The organism is Providencia vermicola, from assembly GCF_010748935.1.
GTDB classification, from domain to species: domain Bacteria; phylum Pseudomonadota; class Gammaproteobacteria; order Enterobacterales; family Enterobacteriaceae; genus Providencia; species Providencia zhejiangensis.
In genome coordinates, this window is record NZ_CP048796.1 from 2,821,154 (window position 1) to 2,838,423 (window position 17,270).

A 17,270-nucleotide genomic window follows, 5' to 3' on the forward strand; every position below is an offset into this window, starting at 1 on the left:
TAAGATTATCTAAATAAGATAATTTTTTAAGTGGTGAATTTTCGTGCGTCATAATTTGTCTATTCGGGTAATATTTTATTTCATCTCATGAGGACATTATGTTATTACAAGTAATAATGGCCGCACTTGGACCAATCATTCTCGGTTTAGCGGTCGGTTGGCTATCAGGAAAATACGGCTTTATAAAACGTGAATATTCCCAAGCATTTGCTGACTTTGTTGTTAAAATTGCACTACCTTTTGCCCTATTCCTTGCCGCAGCACAAGCCCCACCTTCTGTGCTGCTCAATATTGACTATCTATTAGCATTAGCTGTTGGCTTGATCGTTTCTTATATAATCGGTTTCTTAGTCGGTAAAGTTTTTTTCCGACATAATAAAAAAGACTCAGCGATGCAAGCGCTATCCGTTTCTTTCCCTGATATGGCCTACTGTGGGCCACCGGTGCTTTTAGCAACAGTAGGTTCATCTGGTCTTATTGCGATGGTGCTAGGAAATTTAATTTATACCATTATTATCATTCCTTTTACCCTGTTGCTGATTAGTGGCAAGCAACAAAACAACGGTATTTTAAAATCAATTGGTAAAGCCGTCGCACAACCGTTAGTGTTCCTACCTATTCTAGGTGCCTTATTCGCTATTTTTGGCGTTAAGTTACCTGAAATACTGCAAAACTCAGTAAACGAATTAGGTAAAACAGCGGGAGGGGTCGCATTATTCTTCCTAGGCTTACTACTGTCTGGAATTAAGCTAAAAATTAGCGTCGAGATCGTTTTCAACGTCTTTGTGAAGAACTTTATGCAAGCTGCCTTAATACTGGGAACCGGTATTGCTCTTGGCTTACAAGGCGATATGTTAAAATCTGCCTTTATTATTGGGGTATTGCCGACAGCGACAGCCGTTCCAGCATTAGCCATCAGTAATAAGGCTTATACTGAGACTGCGGCAGGAACCGTATTACTCAGTACACTCGCCGCTTTAATTTCGATTATTGGCGGTATTGCGATCGTTGAAGCGCTATAACACACAGGCAGGCTACTAATAGCCTGCTTTTCTTTTATTTCTCCAGCCGCTTTCCTCACCAACGATTTGCCAGATAGATCACAAAAAAAGTATTATATGTCTAGATATGATGTTTTACTATTCAGGGAATAAATAATGCAAATTAGCGATGAACTAGCTTATGCAATCGCTTCCGTTACAGAAGTTGCAGCTTTAGCAGCTCACGATTGGGTGGGTAAACAAGATAAACATGCGGCAGATAAAGCCGCCGTCGAAGCAATGCGTAATCGCCTTAACGCCATTGATTTTCACGGGCAAGTGGTGATTGGTGAAGGTGAAATTGATGAAGCGCCTATGCTGTATATTGGGGAACAGGTTGGAAACCCTTCTGCAAAACAGAAGTTAGATATCGCTGTTGACCCTATCGATGGTACGCGCATGGTTGCCTGTAATGAACATAATGCGATTGCGGTACTAGCCGCAGCCCCAACAGGCGCTCTTTTACAAGCACCAGATATGTACATGGAAAAATTGGTTGTCGGCAAAGAGGCTAAAGGTGCGGTCCATCTTGCCAATCCATTAGAAAAAAACCTTGAGAATTTGTCATCTGCACTCAATAAACCCATTGCTGATCTATCAATTGCTATTTTAGATAAGCCTCGCCACCAGCATATTATGCAAACACTACGTCATTTTGGCGTGAATGTTGTTACCATCCCCGATGGCGATGTTTTAGCTTCACTATTAGCTATATTGCCAGAGCAACCTATCGATATGATGTATGGCACGGGTGGTGCCCCCGAAGGGATTATTAGTGCTGCTATTGCACGTGCGCTAGGTGGAGACATGCAAGCCCGCTTAGTTACCCGAACTTTAGCGAAAGGCGATAGCCCAGAAAATAGATTATTAGCCGAACAAGAAGCGTTACGTTGCCAGCAAATGGGTGTCGCTATCGGCGAGATACTGACGTTAGAGACGATGGTCAGTACCGATGATGTTATGTTTGCCGCCACCGCCATTACTCCTACCGTATTAATGTCAGGGATCGCTTATAACGCGAATGGCCGTACTTCAAGTACACTATTAATTAATGGTAATAATCGTTCATTAAAAATAATTAACAACCGTCACTTCAACTAACGGCCTCTCCTAAAACTGGTATTTTGGTTAAGTACCAGTTTCTTCACACGCATTTATTGCGTAAAGATAACTATACGATAGACATAATTGGCAATAATTTACGCCTTCACATTTCATCATTAATCTTCTAGTTTTATATAAGGACTCTCTTTAATCAATCTATAATGTCATCTAATAATGGAGTATTTATGAAATTGAAACCTTTTATTGCCGCTATCATTGCGCTGTCTAGTGTTGCGGCGTTCACAGTCCAAGCTAATACAAATTCAACAGCCTCTGTTGGTTTATCAGCTTCTGTCGAAAAGAAACTCAATGCGTATGAAGATATCATGGTAGATAAAGTGTGGGTGACAACAGAAGCACTTGATCAAGACAAAAAACGTGTTGACCCTGCCAATGAGCAAGTGGCTAATTTCTTCGGACTTGCGGAATACTACCCAGATGGTACTTTTAAGATGACCACTTTAGAGGGTAAGCCGAAAATGCAAGGTGACTGGTCATTCAGTGAAGATGGAAAAAGCCGTTCCCTTACCGCCAAAAATGATAAGGGTGAAGTATTATTTACTCGCGTTGTCGAAAACGTGACGGTGACTCCAGAGGAATACACTTACCGCATCTATCCATCACAAGACGATACCTCAAAATATGTTGATATCGTCCATAAAGTGAAAAAATAATTTTTCATAAATAACAAAAGGGCCTGTTTCGGCCCTTTTATTGAATCATCGAGCAATAAAATTCGTTTAATCACGCTCTAATGTCATACGATTTAACATTGGTGCGGTGACGACCATCAAAATCGCAATCACACCTGTAACAACACCTATTTTCAAGAACACATCACTGTACACCGCCAGAGAATCAACAGAACTCGTGAGTTCCCCTTTTGGCACTGCTGCCATAGAAGCAACATAACCAGCAATAAATGCCGCTGCGGAGTTTGTTAAGAACCATGACCCCATGATAAAGCCCATTAAACGTTGTGGAACTAATTGTGCCACCATCGCCAGACCTAAACCAGAAATCATCAATTCACCGATACTTTGGAAGCCGTAGCAGATGATCAACCAATTGACTGACACAATACCCGCTTCGTTAGCGAATTTTGCACCCAATGGCAACACAAGGAAGGCCGCAGAGCAAAGCAGCATACCAATAGCAAATTTATGCGGCATCGGTAGATGGTCGCCCATCTTATTATAAATAGCCGCAAGGATCGGACTACCAATCATAATCCACAGTGGGTTTAAAGCTTGATACTGTGCAGGCTCAACGCTGAAACCTAAAACTTCATGTTCAACGTTATGTAACGCAAAGAAGTTAAGAGATGTTGGCATCTGACTATACAAAACAAAGAACACAATCGCTTCTAACATCAGGATCAGCGCAACGATCATACGGCGACGTGCTATTCCATCTAACGCGACCGTTTCTTTAATAAAGATAACAATGATACCTAATGAAATAATCCCTAGCGCTGCACGAGCAATATCCATGTTGTGCAGTAGCCAAGTTGAAATCGCAATCAGTGCAACAATACCAACGAGCGTGGCTAAGAGCTTTGAAATGACCATGGGTACAAAGTCAGGCTTAGAGCCATGAGCCGCGACCCATTTTTTGCACATAAAGAAGTTAATCAAGGTGATAACAAGACCAACAACACTGAGTGAGAATGCAATATCCCAACCATAATGTTTGGCTAACCACGGTGTTGCTAACATAGAGAAGAAGGAACCAATGTTAACAGACATATAGTACATCGTGAATGCACCATCCAAACGTGGATCGTCTTTAGCATAACAGGTTGATAATAATGATGATGGGTTAGCTTTAAACAAGCCGTTACCTACGGCGATGGTTGCCAAACCGACATATACCATGGAGACATCATGGTCAGAATAGGCCACTAAAGCATAACCGGCGATTAAAACCAGCGTACCAAGCACAATAACACGTTTAGTACCTAGGATTTTATCACCTAACCAGCCTCCTATCGCCACAAAGCCATATACTAAAGCAGCAAAAGCAGAAAACAGCGTAATTGACTCTGTTTCTGACATTCCCAGCACTTGGCTAAGATAAATAGGAAGGATCCCCTGAAGACCGTAATAACCGAAACGCTCCCAGAGTTCGATGGAGAATATAAGATAGAACGAGCGAGGTTGCTTAAACGCGTTAAGACTGATTTCCTCTTTGTTGTTAGTTGTGGACACTAGTTACCTCTATGACAACCTGTACGTAAGCAAAAAGCAAAATGGGGTACTGTCTGTACCCTCAGCATTGTTATTGTCTCAAGAATTAAAGTTGAAAAATCCAAACTTTGCGGGCTAATGACGTCAAAATCCCTGACCTTAGGCTCCATAGATTTAACCTTCAAAATTAACATCTCTGTGTGTAAAACGATGTTTATGAATCACAAACATAAAATTCAATGAGTTAAAGCAGATTTGATTATTTATTCAACATTTATAGGGATAAACACCGCTAGGAATGCGAAAATCAATTAAGCAATATACGCTATTTATGCACCAAAAATAAAGATTTAGCTAGCACTAATTACCTTATCAATAGTTTTATATCGTGATTAAGCTCACTTATACAGCCAGTTTCCCCCACCCACAACGAACATTAATTAATCAATTGTATATCATATGTTAAGCATATTGTTCTGATTTAAAGCGCATAGCGACAAAATTTATATCTCCTTGGTGCTAATGTGTAAATCAACTACACATTCTTATTTTTACTTCCATAAAACAGCCGTTGAATAGCGCTATTCGTCAAAACGTGTCGTTATCTCACACACAATAATTTGATTAAAAATAAATCAACATAGAATATGAATAACAATGCAGACAACTAAGATGAAAAGGATAACGGGGGTTGTTGAGAGAAAATTTAGATAAAAAAAAGCCCAGCAAATCGGCTGGGCATAATGCATTCTACTTAAGGATCTTCGTTGCTACGAGTGAAACTCTCACTACTTAGATGCATTATTGCATTACTTCATGTAAAGAAATGAATATTGAGGGTAAATATATGAATGTTTACGCAAGCAAACAGATATACTTACTAATAAGACCTCTTACCCTTAATAAAGGTTCATAATTTTTTCTTATTTCCTTGAAAAAATTCTCTGTTGACATCACCAAGCACGCTGTTCACGAAAAACGTCCTAGTTATATTCATTATTGCTTAAGTGAAAACAGCAAGTTAACCTACTCGTAGAAAAAACGATAAAAGGGTCTCCCGTGAAAAATTTTTTGTTATCGCTGTTTATTATTTTCAATGCCTTCGCGCTGCACAGTTACGCTGAGCCAGCGCCTCAAGATAAACAAAAACTGTACGAAAATGCACAAAATGGGCAGGCCGAGGCACAATTCAACCTTGCTATGCTATATCAATCCGAAAACCAACTTGCCGATGCGGCTAAATGGTATCGTTTATCCGCAGAGCAAGGATTTACAAAGGCACAAATTAATCTCGCCCTTATGTATCAACAAGGTAAAGGGGTAGATAAGAATGAAGAGCAAATGCTGTTATGGATGAAAAAAGCCGCCATCGCCGGTGATCCTCTCGGTCAGTTAAATATGGCCGAATATTCTTTAACGGGGATACATAATTTACTGCCACAAAACAAACAGCACGCTGAAGAGTGGTTAGTTAAAGCCGCAGCACAACATTTCCAACCGGCTGAATTGATGCTGGCTTATTGGTATGAAAAAGGTATTGCAGTCACTGAAGATCCGCAAAAGGCCCAGCAAATCTATCTATCGTTGGCGAAACAAGATCAACCTCAAGCACTTTATCTATTAGGTTATCAGGCCGCGACTGGCATGTATGATAAAGTGAACTATCAACAAGCTTATCACTATTTTTCACGTTCAGCGCAGCTTGGTTTCTCTCCTGCACAAAATAGTTTAGGTATGCTGTATCTGCATGGACAAGGCGTCAAACAGGACATTAAATCTGCTATAAAATGGTTAACTTTGGCTTCTGAACAAGGTGAAATTTCGGCGCAATTTAACCTCGCTTTGATCTATGCTCGAGGCGATGGTGTAACTGCTGATCAAGCAAAAGCTTGCCACTGGTTTATTCGTGCGGCACAACATGGCAGTGCTGACGCGCAGTATGCCACTGGTGCCTGTTACCAATATGGCATGGGCGTCAATCAGGATGATAAAAAAGCACTGTATTGGTACAAACTCGCCGCCGCACACGGCAATGAAAGAGCAGAGAAAAAAGTGTTGATACTTGAAAATAATTTAAAAAAATAGTGTTAGTTGTCTGCATAAAAATCACGTTATGCAGACGCTAATGATAAGCTTATTTTTGAACCGCGCGATAGATACGCTGAGGACGCCCTACCTTACCATACTCAATTTCTGCCTCTATTTTGTGTTGTGCCAAGCAGTACTCTAGATAACGACGCGCTGTAGTACGGCTGAGCTTGATAGTTTCCGCAATTGTTTCAGCAGTATGCTCCGCTTCTGGTTGCGTAAATAGTGACAAGACTTTTTCTAACGTTAACCCATCGATACCCGTTGGCAGTTCCTCTTTCGCTTCACCGCGTGCATATGTGTTAAACATATCATCAATTTGGCTCTGATTCGTTTTACGGCTCGCCTGCAAGACCGATTTACGTTGAATATAGCGATCCAGTGTCTGACCTAATCGCTCATAAGCAATAGGTTTCACCAAATAATCAAAAACCCCTAAACGAATCGCTTCAGAGACAGTTTCCATATCACTCGCCGCCGTTGTAAAAACAATATCTGCGCTATTTCTTTCTTGGATTAATTCATGAACCAAATCTATCCCCTTTCCATCAGGTAGATAGTTATCCAGTAAGATCAGGTCAGGCTTCATATATTCGATCATTTTTTTGGCCTGTGCCAAGTCCCCTGCCACCCAAACTTTATCGCAAGCAGGATAGGATTTAATGTATTCGCCATGCATCTCAGCGAGCAGCAGTTCATCTTCCACAATGAGGATTTTTATCTTCATCATTTTATATCTTCACTTTTGGAATAAAAATTGAGAATAGAGTACCATTTGGTTGATTATCTTCAATAATAATCACACCATTACATCTTTTGACATACGAAGCCACCAGATACAAGCCGATCCCATGCCCATCGACAGACTCCGTTTTTGTCGTTATGCCCCTTTCATACCATTTATCTTTTATTTCTGAAGGGAAACCACAGCCTTCATCAGCCACTTCAATAACAAACTCATTACCTTCATCTGAGAGATATAATTCAATCTGCTTGTTTCCTTCCTGACTTTTTAGGCTTGCTTCAAATGCATTATCTAAAAGATTACCTAAAATTGCACAGAATTCAGTACTGCTTAATAACGGTGGGAGTGAACTCAATTGGCAACCCGGCGTGAACACCAACTGCAACCCGAGTTCTCTGGCTCGGTGATATTTTCCAAACAGTAGACCTGCGACCTGTTTATCCGCAAATTGTTGACGTAGCGCATCAATGAGATGCTGTTGTGACTCTGATTCCCCCTTTATCATTGCCAATGCTTGGTCATACTCCTTCATTTGCAATAAACCACTTAGTGTCGACATCCAATTAAGGTGCTCATGACGTAATGAGCGAAGATTCTCAACGTATTGACGCACTTGTGTCAATTGTGAGTTGAGGGATTCAATATCATTTTGGCTACGAAAGCTAATCACCGCACCAATGAGATGATTTTCATCTAATAAAGCAATGCGGTTAGCGATAACATTCAAACCATTAAATGAACAAATAACATCATGCTGCGTTGTTGCGATATCATTAATAAAGAAAGTCTCTGGGGTAATCAACTCACTCACTGAACGCCCAACTAAATGGTTCAAGGGTTCACTTAACGAAAGCATTTTACGTGCATTATGATTGATATTAATGATCTTCCCTGCGCAATCAACAGCAATCACCCCTTCAAAAACCGCTTCAAATATTCCTTTTTGTACGACAACCATTTGTGTAATTTGCTCAGGTTCCATCCCCAACATTTGCCGCTGAATCAAGCGAGTAAAGGCCCATGATAGGAATAACAATATCACTAACACCCCAAAAAACATGGCTCCCGTCTGAACCAATAATTCACTTCTGGACGTCTCTATTTTATTAGTGAGATAACCAATAGAGACAACACCAATCACTTGATTGTTTTCATCAAATATCGGGGTTTTCGCGCGAACGGCATTGCCTATAGAACCTTCCCCACCGATAAAATAGCTTTCCCCCCGCTCTAATGCACCGGGTTTGTTCCACTGCATCTTGAAGCCAACTTTTTCTTCATTGGGGTGATATAAGCGTAGCGAATTTTCATCCCCGATGACCACATAATCATAGTCAGAATCTTGATTAAGTTTATCCGCAATTATCTTTAATTTTGGGATATCGCGTGTCTTAACAGACTGAATAATACTTTCCATGGAGGCGATCAACTTCGCTTGGCTCATTGCAAGTGAGCGAATATTCGCCATTAAACGATTTTCAGCGGTTTCGGTAAAGTACTTACCCAAACTAAACGTCAACACAACGGAAACGAGTAATAAAAGAAAGAAAACTCGCACAGAAAAGGATATCGAGTGGCTTTTTCTAAATGGAGACCGCGGGTACTCTTTTTTCATGGATATCCTATTACCTACTGAAAAGTAAAAATATTGTTACACGAAAAAACACCGATTAGCGCATTATGAAGCTAACTGAGCTCACGAGTAAGAGACATATTAATAATTAAATACATTAAAACCAAGCAATAAACAACATATCCCATAATTAAACACATTAAAACCATAAAACAAATACAAACTCCTTTTAGAAACATGAAATAGGTCAAATATAATAATGAGATAATCTTTAATATTAATATCGAACAGGGTAATTAAATAAAAAGCTAATGAGTTATTTATTAAATTAATATCCGAACTTTTATTTAATTAACTTTAACATTAGTAACAACTTAAAAACATCTCTATATGAGATGCAGGATACTAATATGTTCGAAAACATAACGTTTAACCAAGTAAAACGTCATGAGAACAGGAAACTAGCTGAAATAGCTCAGTTTTTAAAAGAAAACGATTTAGATATAGATTCCAGCATTGACGTTTTTATTACGATTACGCGTAATGATCAATTAATTGCGTGTGGCGGCCTCGCTAAAAATGTTATTAAATGTGTTGCAATTAGTGATCATGTTCGTGGTGAAGGTTTAGCGTTAAAGCTAGCAACCGAATTGGTTAACCTTGCCTATGAAAATAATACGACTCACTTATTTATTTATACTAAAACACAAAATGAAAGTTTATTTCAACAGTGTGGATTCCATACCCTAGCCACCGTGCCGAATATTATGGTGTTAATGGAGAACAGCTGCTGTTATCTAAAACGCTATATTAAAAGTTTAAAAGCCCAGTATAAAGAAGGCAAAAAAATTGGCGCGATTGTGATGAATGCCAATCCATTCACTTTAGGGCACCGCTATTTAATTGAAAAAGCAGCCAAATCCTGTGATTGGCTTCATCTTTTTGTTGTCAAAGAAGATACCTCACGCTTCCCTTACAGCGTCAGATTACAGTTAATTGAAGCAGGCACTCAAGGAATAGAGAACCTTACCATTCATAGAGGCTCTGAATACATTATTTCTCGAGCAACTTTCCCGTGTTATTTCATTAAAGATAAAGCGGTTGTTGATAATTGTTATACCGAAATCGATATTAAAATTTTTCGACAATATATTGCCCCCGCGCTTGGTATTACTCACCGTTTTGTTGGAACAGAGCCTTTTTGCAAAGTCACTCATCAATATAACGAAGACATGCGCTTTTGGCTCGAAACTCGCACGCTCAACTCCCCACCTATTGAGCTGGTTGAATCTCCGCGAATGGTCTACGACGGCACGGCAGTTTCCGCCTCACAAGTACGTAGGCTACTTGCTAAAAAAGATCTGGCGGCGATCAAGCCGATTGTGCCTGAGGCAACCTATCACTATTTAGAGAATATGTTAGCTTCCCGCTCACCATCTGCCTCTCACCGCATCGAAAATTCTGAATTAGTCACAGGTGAACTATGAAAATACTCCACGCAGCCGTTGCTGGCACGCTTGAATCAAGTGATGTCATGGTACGAATAGAACCCTTAGAAGACACCCAAGAAGTCTCGATACAAATCAGCAGTAGTGTTGAAAAACAGTTTGGCGATGCAATTGAACACGTAGTGCTTGAGCTAGTTAAACAACACGACATCCAAGGGGCTCAAATTATTGTTGACGATAAAGGCGCTCTGGAATGTGTTCTTAGAGCACGCTTAGAAGCTTTATTTGCCAGAGCTGCTGACATAACTGCCTTACCTTGGGAGGAGCAATAATGACTCCACAACAAAAAAATCGCACCCGTAGAAGTATGCTATTTGTGCCTGGCTCCAATGCGGCCATGCTAAGTAATGCCTTTATTTATAAAGCGGATGCTTTGATGTTCGACCTTGAAGACTCTGTCACACTCCGTGAAAAAGATACGGCTCGTCGCTTGGTTTATCATACGCTACAGCACCCGCTATATCAGGACGTTGAAACGGTTGTACGTGTGAACGCCCTTGATTCGGCCTTCGGTGTCGCTGACTTAGAAGCCGTTGTTCGTGGTGGTGCCGATATCGTACGTCTGCCAAAAACAGATACGGCGCAAGACGTTATTGATATCGAAAATGAAATCTTACGTATTGAAAAAAGCTGTGGTCGTGAACAGGGTAGCACCGGTTTACTCGCAGCAATTGAATCACCCATGGGGATTACACAAGCAGTCAATATTGCTCACGCATCACCCCGACTTATTGGCATCGCATTAGGTGCTGAAGATTATGTTCGCAATTTGCGTACCGAGCGGTCTCCAGAAGGCATTGAACTCCTCTATGCTCGGTGCGCTATTTTACAGGCAGCGCGTTCAGCAGGTATTCAAGCATTCGATACCGTGTACTCTGACGCGAATAATGAACAAGGCTTCTTAAAAGAAGCTGCTCACATTAAACAGCTTGGTTTTGATGGCAAATCCTTAATTAACCCTCGTCAAATCGAGCTACTGCATAACCTTTATGCCCCAACCCAAAAAGAAGTGGATCATGCTCAACGTGTTGTTGATGCAGCTAATGCTGCTGAGCAAGAAGGTCGTGGTGTCGTTTCATTAAACGGGAAAATGGTTGATGGCCCAGTGATTGATCGAGCACGTTTAGTCCTTTCACGAGCGGCATTATCAGGAATTCGGGAAGAGTGAGGCATAAAAAATGACAAATATGACACAGCGTCAGGCTCGCGTATCAGCCTATTTTGACCTTATGACAGACGAATCACATCGTCAGTTTAATGATATTGGCAAGGTTCAGCAGCAGGTGCAAAAACCACGTAATCGTAAACTGTGTGAAGACTTGCAACTCGCTATTCGCCGTGCGGGTTTAAAAGATGGCATGACTATTTCATTTCATCATGCATTTCGTGGTGGCGATTTAACGATTAACCTTGTTATGCAAGTCATCGCAGAAATGGGTTTTCGTCATCTCACACTGGCTTCAAGCTCGTTAAGTGCCTGTCATTCACCATTAGTGGAGCATATTCGCCATGGTGTCGTACGTAAAATTTATACTTCAGGTCTTCGAGGCCCATTAGCTGAAGCCATTTCTCGTGGTGAGCTAACTGAACCCGTACAAATCCACTCTCATGGTGGTCGAGCTAATCTTATTCACAGTGGTGAGCTCAGTATCGATGTCGCTTTTATCGGGGTCCCCTCTTGTGATGAATATGGCAATGCTAATGGTTACACTGGTGAGGCCTGTTGTGGCTCACTCGGTTATGCCAAAATTGATGCTGAAACTGCCAATAAAGTCATCATGTTAACGGAAGAACTACTGCCATACCCACACAATCCCGCAAGTATTAAACAGGATGAAGTGGACTATATTGTCAAAGTGCCACGGGTTGGTGATGCCGATAAAATTGGTGCCGATGCGACCCGCATGACCTCGAATCCTAGAGAACTCTTGATCGCTCGAACAGCCGCCGACGTTATCGAAAAGTCAGGCTATTTCAAAGAAGGCTTTTCATTACAAACAGGTACGGGGGGTGCGTCACTTGCTGTTACCCGTTTCTTAGAAGATAAAATGCGCCGTCACAATATCTGTGCGGGTTTTGCCCTCGGTGGCATCACATCCACAATAGTCGATTTACATGAAAAAGGCTTTATTCGTAAATTAATTGATGTGCAAAGCTTTGACCGTGCCGCTGCAATGTCATTAGCTCGCAACCCAAATCATATCGAGATCAGTGCCAATCAATACGCCTGCTTTGATTCCAAAGGTGCCTCGGTGGATATGCTGGATGTGGTGGTGTTAAGTGCACTCGAAATCGATACAAAATTCAATGTTAACGTACTGACAGGATCCGATGGCGTGATACGTGGCGCATCAGGGGGTCACAGTGACACTGCTGTTGCATCAAAACTGTCCATCATTGTTGCACCGTTAGTACGTGGCCGTATACCAACGCTTGTTGATGAAGTGATCACCTGTGTTACGCCTGGGTCTAGTGTCGACATTTTAGTCACAGACCATGGTATCGCTGTTAATCCAGCTCGCCCCGAATTGAAACAACAATTGGAAAACCAAGGAATCAATACCGTTTCCATTGATTGGCTACGTGAACGGGCTGAGTTATTAACAGGTAAACCTAATCCTATTGAATTCACTGATAAAATCGTCGCCGTTGTTCGCTACCGAGATGGCTCTGTGATTGATATCGTGCATCAAGTTAAGGAGTAACACCATGTTTTACCCACTGCCTGATACCATAGAGCAACCTGAAATTTCTTTACCTGAGCTGCTACAAAGTCGTGATAACCGTCAGGCTAGACAGCAGCAGTGGATTGGTCTCCATCAGGTAACCCTGATTTCATTTACTGTCGTTTTTCCTGGTCCTGTCAAAGATAATCATCTTGTCAGACTGATCTTTAATCAGGGATTAAATGCGCTTAAACAGGTCGCTCAACGCAGGCAGTGGGTACTTTTAGCGCAACAATCTTTTGCCTTATCGACGGGGCCTGAATGTTTCGTCGCAGTAGATGCCAATGCCATTGAGGTAAAACATGCCTTAATTGAAGCAGAAGCGTTATCTCACGTAGGTCGTTTATGGGATTTTGATGTCTTTGACGCTGAGGGGCGGCAATATTCACGCGCCAAGCTAGGCCTTCCCGCTAGACGCTGCTTGCTGTGCGAAAAAGAGGCCAAAATTTGTGCTCGGGAGCGTATCCATCCGCTGAATGAGATTCTTACTCAAATCGAGGTGCTAGCTAATGCGTCCGCTAACGATTGAGCAAACAGAACGGCTCACACATGAGGCCGTACATTATTATAGCCAACTGGGTTGGCAAGCCATGATGGCTGAGGTGAATCTAACCCCAAAACCCGGCCTTGTTGATGCATGGAATACAGGGGCTCACAAGGATATGGCGTTGACTGATTTTCATCTCAGTGCCCGTGCTATCGCTCAGCATTTTCCTGATTTTCTCTTCGCTGGCGCAAAGTATAAACAACTCCCTGTTCAGCATGTTTTGAAAAAAATTCGCCCAATTGGTATTGCATGTGAACAATCGATGTTTCGTGCGACAAAAGGCGTTAATACGCATAAAGGTTCAATCTTCTCTCTAGGATTAGTATTAACCATCATCGGCCGTCAATTAGCGTTACAGAAACCGGTTTCGGCTGCCTCTATCAGTCAAGACGTATCACTGATGTGCCAAGGTATTACGACTGAATTAATGCAAATAACGGATACGCCTACCGCAGGCCAGCGTTTATACCAATCATTTGGTTTAACAGGTGCTCGTGGTGAAGCGGAAAGTGGTTACCGACTCGTGGTTGATTTATCTCTGCCTTATTATTTAAAACAACTTATTGAAGGTAAACCTCAACAACTCGCATTACTTGAAACACTCATCTTATTAATGGCAAACAATGATGATACCAATGTGGCCAATCGTGGCGGACTAGCCGGTTTATCATGGCTGAAAACCCAAGCACAAGCGGTACTTGACCAAGGTGGATTAGTTTATTCGACAGATTTAGAAAAAATTAAACGCTTCGATAGGCAATGCATTATAAAAAACTTAAGTCCAGGTGGAAGTGCAGACTTATTAATTCTCACTTGGTTTTTAGCTCGCTTACCTTATTCAAAATAAAATTAACACCAATTCAATATTAACCGACACAGGAAAAATAAAATTTAATTAACAAAAATAAAAAACTTAATCATTGATTACTGTTTTAACGAATTTATCCCGTATTTGGCATTGAAGGATTTCCAATATCCATTCAAAGCATAGCTGTATTCCAAATACACCAGACAAAAATTCATAATATTAAATAATAAATTTTAATATTAACCAAATTTAGTATTCATTAAGGAAATTGGCCTATGCAAAAAGATAAAATATGGAAGCTATTTCTTCTCATAGCGATTCCCATAATCATATCGTTAATCCCAACACCGGAAGGGTTACCCCACATTGCGTGGTTATTATTTGGTCTTTACTTAGCCGCTATCGTGGGGCTGGTATTAAAGCCCTATTCTGAACCTGTTATTTTGTTAGCCACTATCGCTGCCAGCGCAGTGGTCATTGGTGTGACAGGCACTAAAGATGTCAAAGTCAGTGAAGTGCTTAATGGCTATGCCTCCGGTACAACCTGGCTCGTCTTTGCTGCCTTTACGCTCAGTGCGGCATTCGTGATTACAGGCTTAGGTAAACGGCTCTCTTATATTTTAATTGGCAAGCTCGGTGGAACAACATTAGGTCTTGGTTATGTCACCGCAATTCTTGACTTAATTATTGCACCAGCAACGCCATCAAATACGGCACGTGCAGGGGGAATTGTCTTTCCAATTATTAACAGCGTAGCGGTGGCATTAGGTTCAGATCCTGAAAAAAGCCCTCGTAAAGCCGGCCATTACCTGTTAGTGAACGTTTATATGGTGACAAAAACCACCAGCTATATGTTCCTAACCGCGATGGCACCAAATGCATTAGCATTAGCCATGATGACTGACATTATGGGGATCCATTTAAGTTGGGGTGGATGGGCGCTTGCGGCTGCTATTCCTGGGCTAATTATGTTGATCCTGACTCCCCTTATCATCTACAAGTTGTATCCTCCTGAGTTGAAAAAAGTCAACAATAAAGAGATTGCTGCGAAAGGATTAGCTGACCTCGGCCCAATGACGGTAAGAGAAAAACTGCTCAGTATTATCTTTATCTTAGCTTTGGCGGGATGGATATTTGCAGGTCAAATTGGCGTTAGCGCCTCCACCGTTGCGATTTGTGTTATGGCCTTAACATTAATTCTAGGCGTGGTGACTTGGGATGATGTGTTAAAAAATAAAGGTGGCTGGAATACCTTAATTTGGTATGGCGGTATCATCGGAATGTCTGGCGTGCTAACGAAAGCTGGCTTTTTCAAATGGTTAGCTGATGTGATGGGGCAACACCTTTCATTTGGCGATCAAACAATGCTGGCCTTCTTTGTGATCATGTTTATCAGTGTTGCGATACGTTATTTATTCGCCTCTGGTGGTGCTTATGTCGCTGCGATGGTTCCTGTATTTGCAACCGTGGGTATGGTTGCTGGGGCACCGCCAATGTTACTAGCACTAGGTTTACTGTTCTCTAATGCATATGGCGGTAGCTTAACTCACTATGGCGGCGCGGCAGCTCCAATTGTTTTCGGTGCTGGTTATAACGACATTCGTTCTTGGTGGATTATTGGGGGTATCGTCGCATTCTTAAGTTTACTGGTACATATGACCATTGGTTTAGGCTGGTGGGAAATCTTAATCAGTGCTGGTTTAATTTAAATAATAACGTTTAGCCTAAACGTAAAAATAACCCATGGGATCCAAGTATTATTTGGGTCCCATATAAATATAAAACCTCCCTCTTCTATTATTTTGCTGTGTTATGGGCAGCGGTTATCTTATTTCATGCCATCAACAGCATAAATAATAATAAGCGATACTCTACAGAGGAAAATACATGAAAAAATACCTTGTATGTTGATGCGCGGAGGCACATCTAAAGGCGTATTTTTATTAGCGGATGACTTACCCCAAAATATCCAAGAACGTGATGAACTCATATTAGCCATTATGGGGTCAGGTCATGCCTTGCAAATTGATGGTATTGGAGGAGGCAGCCCACAAACCAGTAAAGTTGCGATTATCAGTCGTTCATCTCACCCTGATGCAGATATTGATTATTTATTTGCACAAGTATCGATTACCGATCGTCTTGTTGATACGGCACCGAACTGCGGCAATATACTCTGTGCGGTAGGTTCATATGCGATAGAAAAAGGTTTAATACCGGTTACAGGCGATGAAACGATCATTCGTATTCGCAACATCAATACTCATACCTTCGTTAATGCCACAGTGCAAACGCCAAATGGACAAGTGTTGTACGAGGGAAGTACGACTATTGCCAGTGTTCCGGGCCATGCAGCACCGATCTCCCTCACCTTTTTAAATGCATGTGGCACCAAAACAGGAAAATTGCTCCCCACTGGGCACGAAATCGATATTTTTGATGGGGTGGAGGTGAGTTGCATCGATATGGCGATGCCCGTTGTTTTAATCGATGCTCCACAACTGAATAAAACAGGTTATGAAACGGCGGAGCAGCTTGAAGCAGACGAGACGTTTATGCAACGCTTAGAAAGCATTCGCCAGCAAGCAGGCCTTGCAATGGGGTTAGGTGATGTGAGCCAAAAAGTTATCCCTAAACCCATATTAGTCTCCCCAGCTATTCATGGCGGAACCGTCAACGTACGCTACTTTATGCCACATAAATGCCATGGTGCACTGGCTGTCACTGGTGCTATTGCCATTGCAACCGGCACTATTTTAGAAAACAGTGTGATAAAACGATATTTATCTCAAAAAGTCGATATGCAGCACATCTCTATCGAACATTTAAGTGGGCATTTTGATGTGTCTCTCAATCAGCGAGGACATTTCCCTGAAGGATTACAAGCCTCAATTATCAGAACAGCAAGAAAACTATTTGCTGGGGATGTCTATGTCCCTTAA

At 41.5% G+C, this 17,270-nt stretch carries 15 protein-coding genes; 12 read left to right on the forward strand and 3 right to left on the reverse strand.

The window, feature by feature from the left end:
• The first annotated feature begins 98 nt into the window (after positions 1–98).
• From G3341_RS12780 to G3341_RS12790, 3 genes are all read left to right on the forward strand, one after another.
• On the forward strand, positions 99–1,022 hold the full coding sequence (locus G3341_RS12780) for an AEC family transporter (RefSeq protein ID WP_163862274.1): 924 nt from the start codon (positions 99–101) through the stop codon (positions 1,020–1,022).
• Between the two features lie 135 nt (positions 1,023–1,157).
• Positions 1,158–2,141 (forward strand): class II fructose-bisphosphatase, encoded by a 984-nt coding sequence (glpX, locus tag G3341_RS12785; RefSeq protein ID WP_154621836.1) that lies wholly within the window; start codon positions 1,158–1,160, stop codon positions 2,139–2,141.
• 188 nt (positions 2,142–2,329) lie between these two features.
• Positions 2,330–2,818, forward strand: coding sequence for a DUF4822 domain-containing protein (locus tag G3341_RS12790; RefSeq protein WP_154621837.1), 489 nt, complete (start codon positions 2,330–2,332; stop codon positions 2,816–2,818).
• 66 nt (positions 2,819–2,884) lie between these two features.
• Here the strand turns inward: G3341_RS12790 and dtpA are convergent, their stop codons facing one another.
• Complete coding sequence (dtpA, locus tag G3341_RS12795) at positions 2,885–4,354, reverse strand: dipeptide/tripeptide permease DtpA (protein ID WP_163862279.1); 1,470 nt, start codon at positions 4,352–4,354, stop codon at positions 2,885–2,887.
• Positions 4,355–5,392: 1,038 nt separating this feature from the next.
• Here dtpA and G3341_RS12800 point away from each other — a divergent pair.
• The gene (locus G3341_RS12800; RefSeq protein WP_163862282.1) at positions 5,393–6,418 is read left to right on the forward strand and encodes an SEL1-like repeat protein; all 1,026 of its coding nucleotides are present in this window, start codon (positions 5,393–5,395) and stop codon (positions 6,416–6,418) included.
• A 49-nt stretch (positions 6,419–6,467) separates the two neighbouring features.
• Here G3341_RS12800 and dpiA read toward each other — a convergent pair whose 3' ends face one another.
• Positions 6,468–7,151, reverse strand: a complete 684-nt coding sequence (gene dpiA / locus G3341_RS12805; RefSeq protein WP_154621838.1) for a two-component response regulator DpiA — start codon at positions 7,149–7,151, stop codon at positions 6,468–6,470.
• Position 7,152: 1 nt separating this feature from the next.
• Complete coding sequence (dpiB, locus tag G3341_RS12810; protein ID WP_154621839.1) at positions 7,153–8,781, reverse strand: sensor histidine kinase DpiB; 1,629 nt, start codon at positions 8,779–8,781, stop codon at positions 7,153–7,155.
• 368 nt (positions 8,782–9,149) lie between these two features.
• Here dpiB and citC point away from each other — a divergent pair, with 368 nt between their 5' ends.
• The 8 genes from citC (at position 9,150) to G3341_RS12850 (ending at position 17,270) form a co-directional block, all read left to right on the forward strand.
• On the forward strand, positions 9,150–10,226 hold the full coding sequence (citC, locus tag G3341_RS12815) for a [citrate (pro-3S)-lyase] ligase (protein ID WP_163862286.1): 1,077 nt from the start codon (positions 9,150–9,152) through the stop codon (positions 10,224–10,226).
• Positions 10,223–10,519, forward strand: a complete 297-nt coding sequence (gene citD, locus G3341_RS12820; RefSeq protein WP_154622461.1) for a citrate lyase acyl carrier protein — start codon at positions 10,223–10,225, stop codon at positions 10,517–10,519. The genes citC and citD overlap by 4 nt, the downstream gene beginning before the upstream one ends.
• Entirely contained in the window at positions 10,519–11,415 is an 897-nt protein-coding gene (citE, locus tag G3341_RS12825) for a citrate (pro-3S)-lyase subunit beta (RefSeq protein ID WP_154622462.1), read from the forward strand. Before citD ends, citE begins: the two co-directional genes overlap by 1 nt.
• 10 nt (positions 11,416–11,425) lie before the next feature.
• Positions 11,426–12,952 (forward strand): citrate lyase subunit alpha, encoded by a 1,527-nt coding sequence (gene citF / locus G3341_RS12830; protein WP_154622463.1) that lies wholly within the window; start codon positions 11,426–11,428, stop codon positions 12,950–12,952.
• A 4-nt stretch (positions 12,953–12,956) separates the two neighbouring features.
• Complete coding sequence (citX, locus tag G3341_RS12835) at positions 12,957–13,502, forward strand: citrate lyase holo-[acyl-carrier protein] synthase (protein ID WP_163862289.1); 546 nt, start codon at positions 12,957–12,959, stop codon at positions 13,500–13,502.
• A complete protein-coding gene (gene citG / locus G3341_RS12840) occupies positions 13,483–14,367 on the forward strand; it encodes a triphosphoribosyl-dephospho-CoA synthase CitG (protein WP_163862292.1) in 885 nt (294 codons plus the stop codon). The genes citX and citG overlap by 20 nt, the downstream gene beginning before the upstream one ends.
• Positions 14,368–14,603: 236 nt before the next feature.
• Complete coding sequence (locus G3341_RS12845) at positions 14,604–16,037, forward strand: anion permease (protein ID WP_154623068.1); 1,434 nt, start codon at positions 14,604–14,606, stop codon at positions 16,035–16,037.
• A gap of 195 nt (positions 16,038–16,232) precedes the next feature.
• Positions 16,233–17,270 carry a 4-oxalomesaconate tautomerase gene (locus G3341_RS12850; RefSeq protein WP_163862295.1) on the forward strand — a complete coding sequence of 346 codons (1,038 nt, stop codon included), beginning with the start codon at positions 16,233–16,235 and terminating at the stop codon, positions 17,268–17,270.

Excerpts from the sequence above, each read along its gene's own strand:
- dpiA (WP_154621838.1), bottom strand. The coding sequence starts at position 7,151 with ATGATGAAGATAAAAATCCTCATTGTGGAAGATGAACTGCTGCTCGCT.
- glpX (WP_154621836.1), top strand. The coding sequence starts at position 1,158 with ATGCAAATTAGCGATGAACTAGCTTATGCAATCGCTTCCGTTACAGAA.
- citC (WP_163862286.1), top strand. The coding sequence starts at position 9,150 with ATGTTCGAAAACATAACGTTTAACCAAGTAAAACGTCATGAGAACAGG.
- citF (WP_154622463.1), top strand. The coding sequence starts at position 11,426 with ATGACAAATATGACACAGCGTCAGGCTCGCGTATCAGCCTATTTTGAC.
- G3341_RS12850 (WP_163862295.1), top strand. The coding sequence starts at position 16,233 with ATGTTGATGCGCGGAGGCACATCTAAAGGCGTATTTTTATTAGCGGAT.
- citE (WP_154622462.1), top strand. The coding sequence starts at position 10,519 with ATGACTCCACAACAAAAAAATCGCACCCGTAGAAGTATGCTATTTGTG.
- dpiB (WP_154621839.1), bottom strand. The coding sequence starts at position 8,781 with ATGAAAAAAGAGTACCCGCGGTCTCCATTTAGAAAAAGCCACTCGATA.
- citG (WP_163862292.1), top strand. The coding sequence starts at position 13,483 with ATGCGTCCGCTAACGATTGAGCAAACAGAACGGCTCACACATGAGGCC.
- citX (WP_163862289.1), top strand. The coding sequence starts at position 12,957 with ATGTTTTACCCACTGCCTGATACCATAGAGCAACCTGAAATTTCTTTA.
- citD (WP_154622461.1), top strand. The coding sequence starts at position 10,223 with ATGAAAATACTCCACGCAGCCGTTGCTGGCACGCTTGAATCAAGTGAT.
- G3341_RS12845 (WP_154623068.1), top strand. The coding sequence starts at position 14,604 with ATGCAAAAAGATAAAATATGGAAGCTATTTCTTCTCATAGCGATTCCC.
- G3341_RS12790 (WP_154621837.1), top strand. The coding sequence starts at position 2,330 with ATGAAATTGAAACCTTTTATTGCCGCTATCATTGCGCTGTCTAGTGTT.
- G3341_RS12780 (WP_163862274.1), top strand. The coding sequence starts at position 99 with ATGTTATTACAAGTAATAATGGCCGCACTTGGACCAATCATTCTCGGT.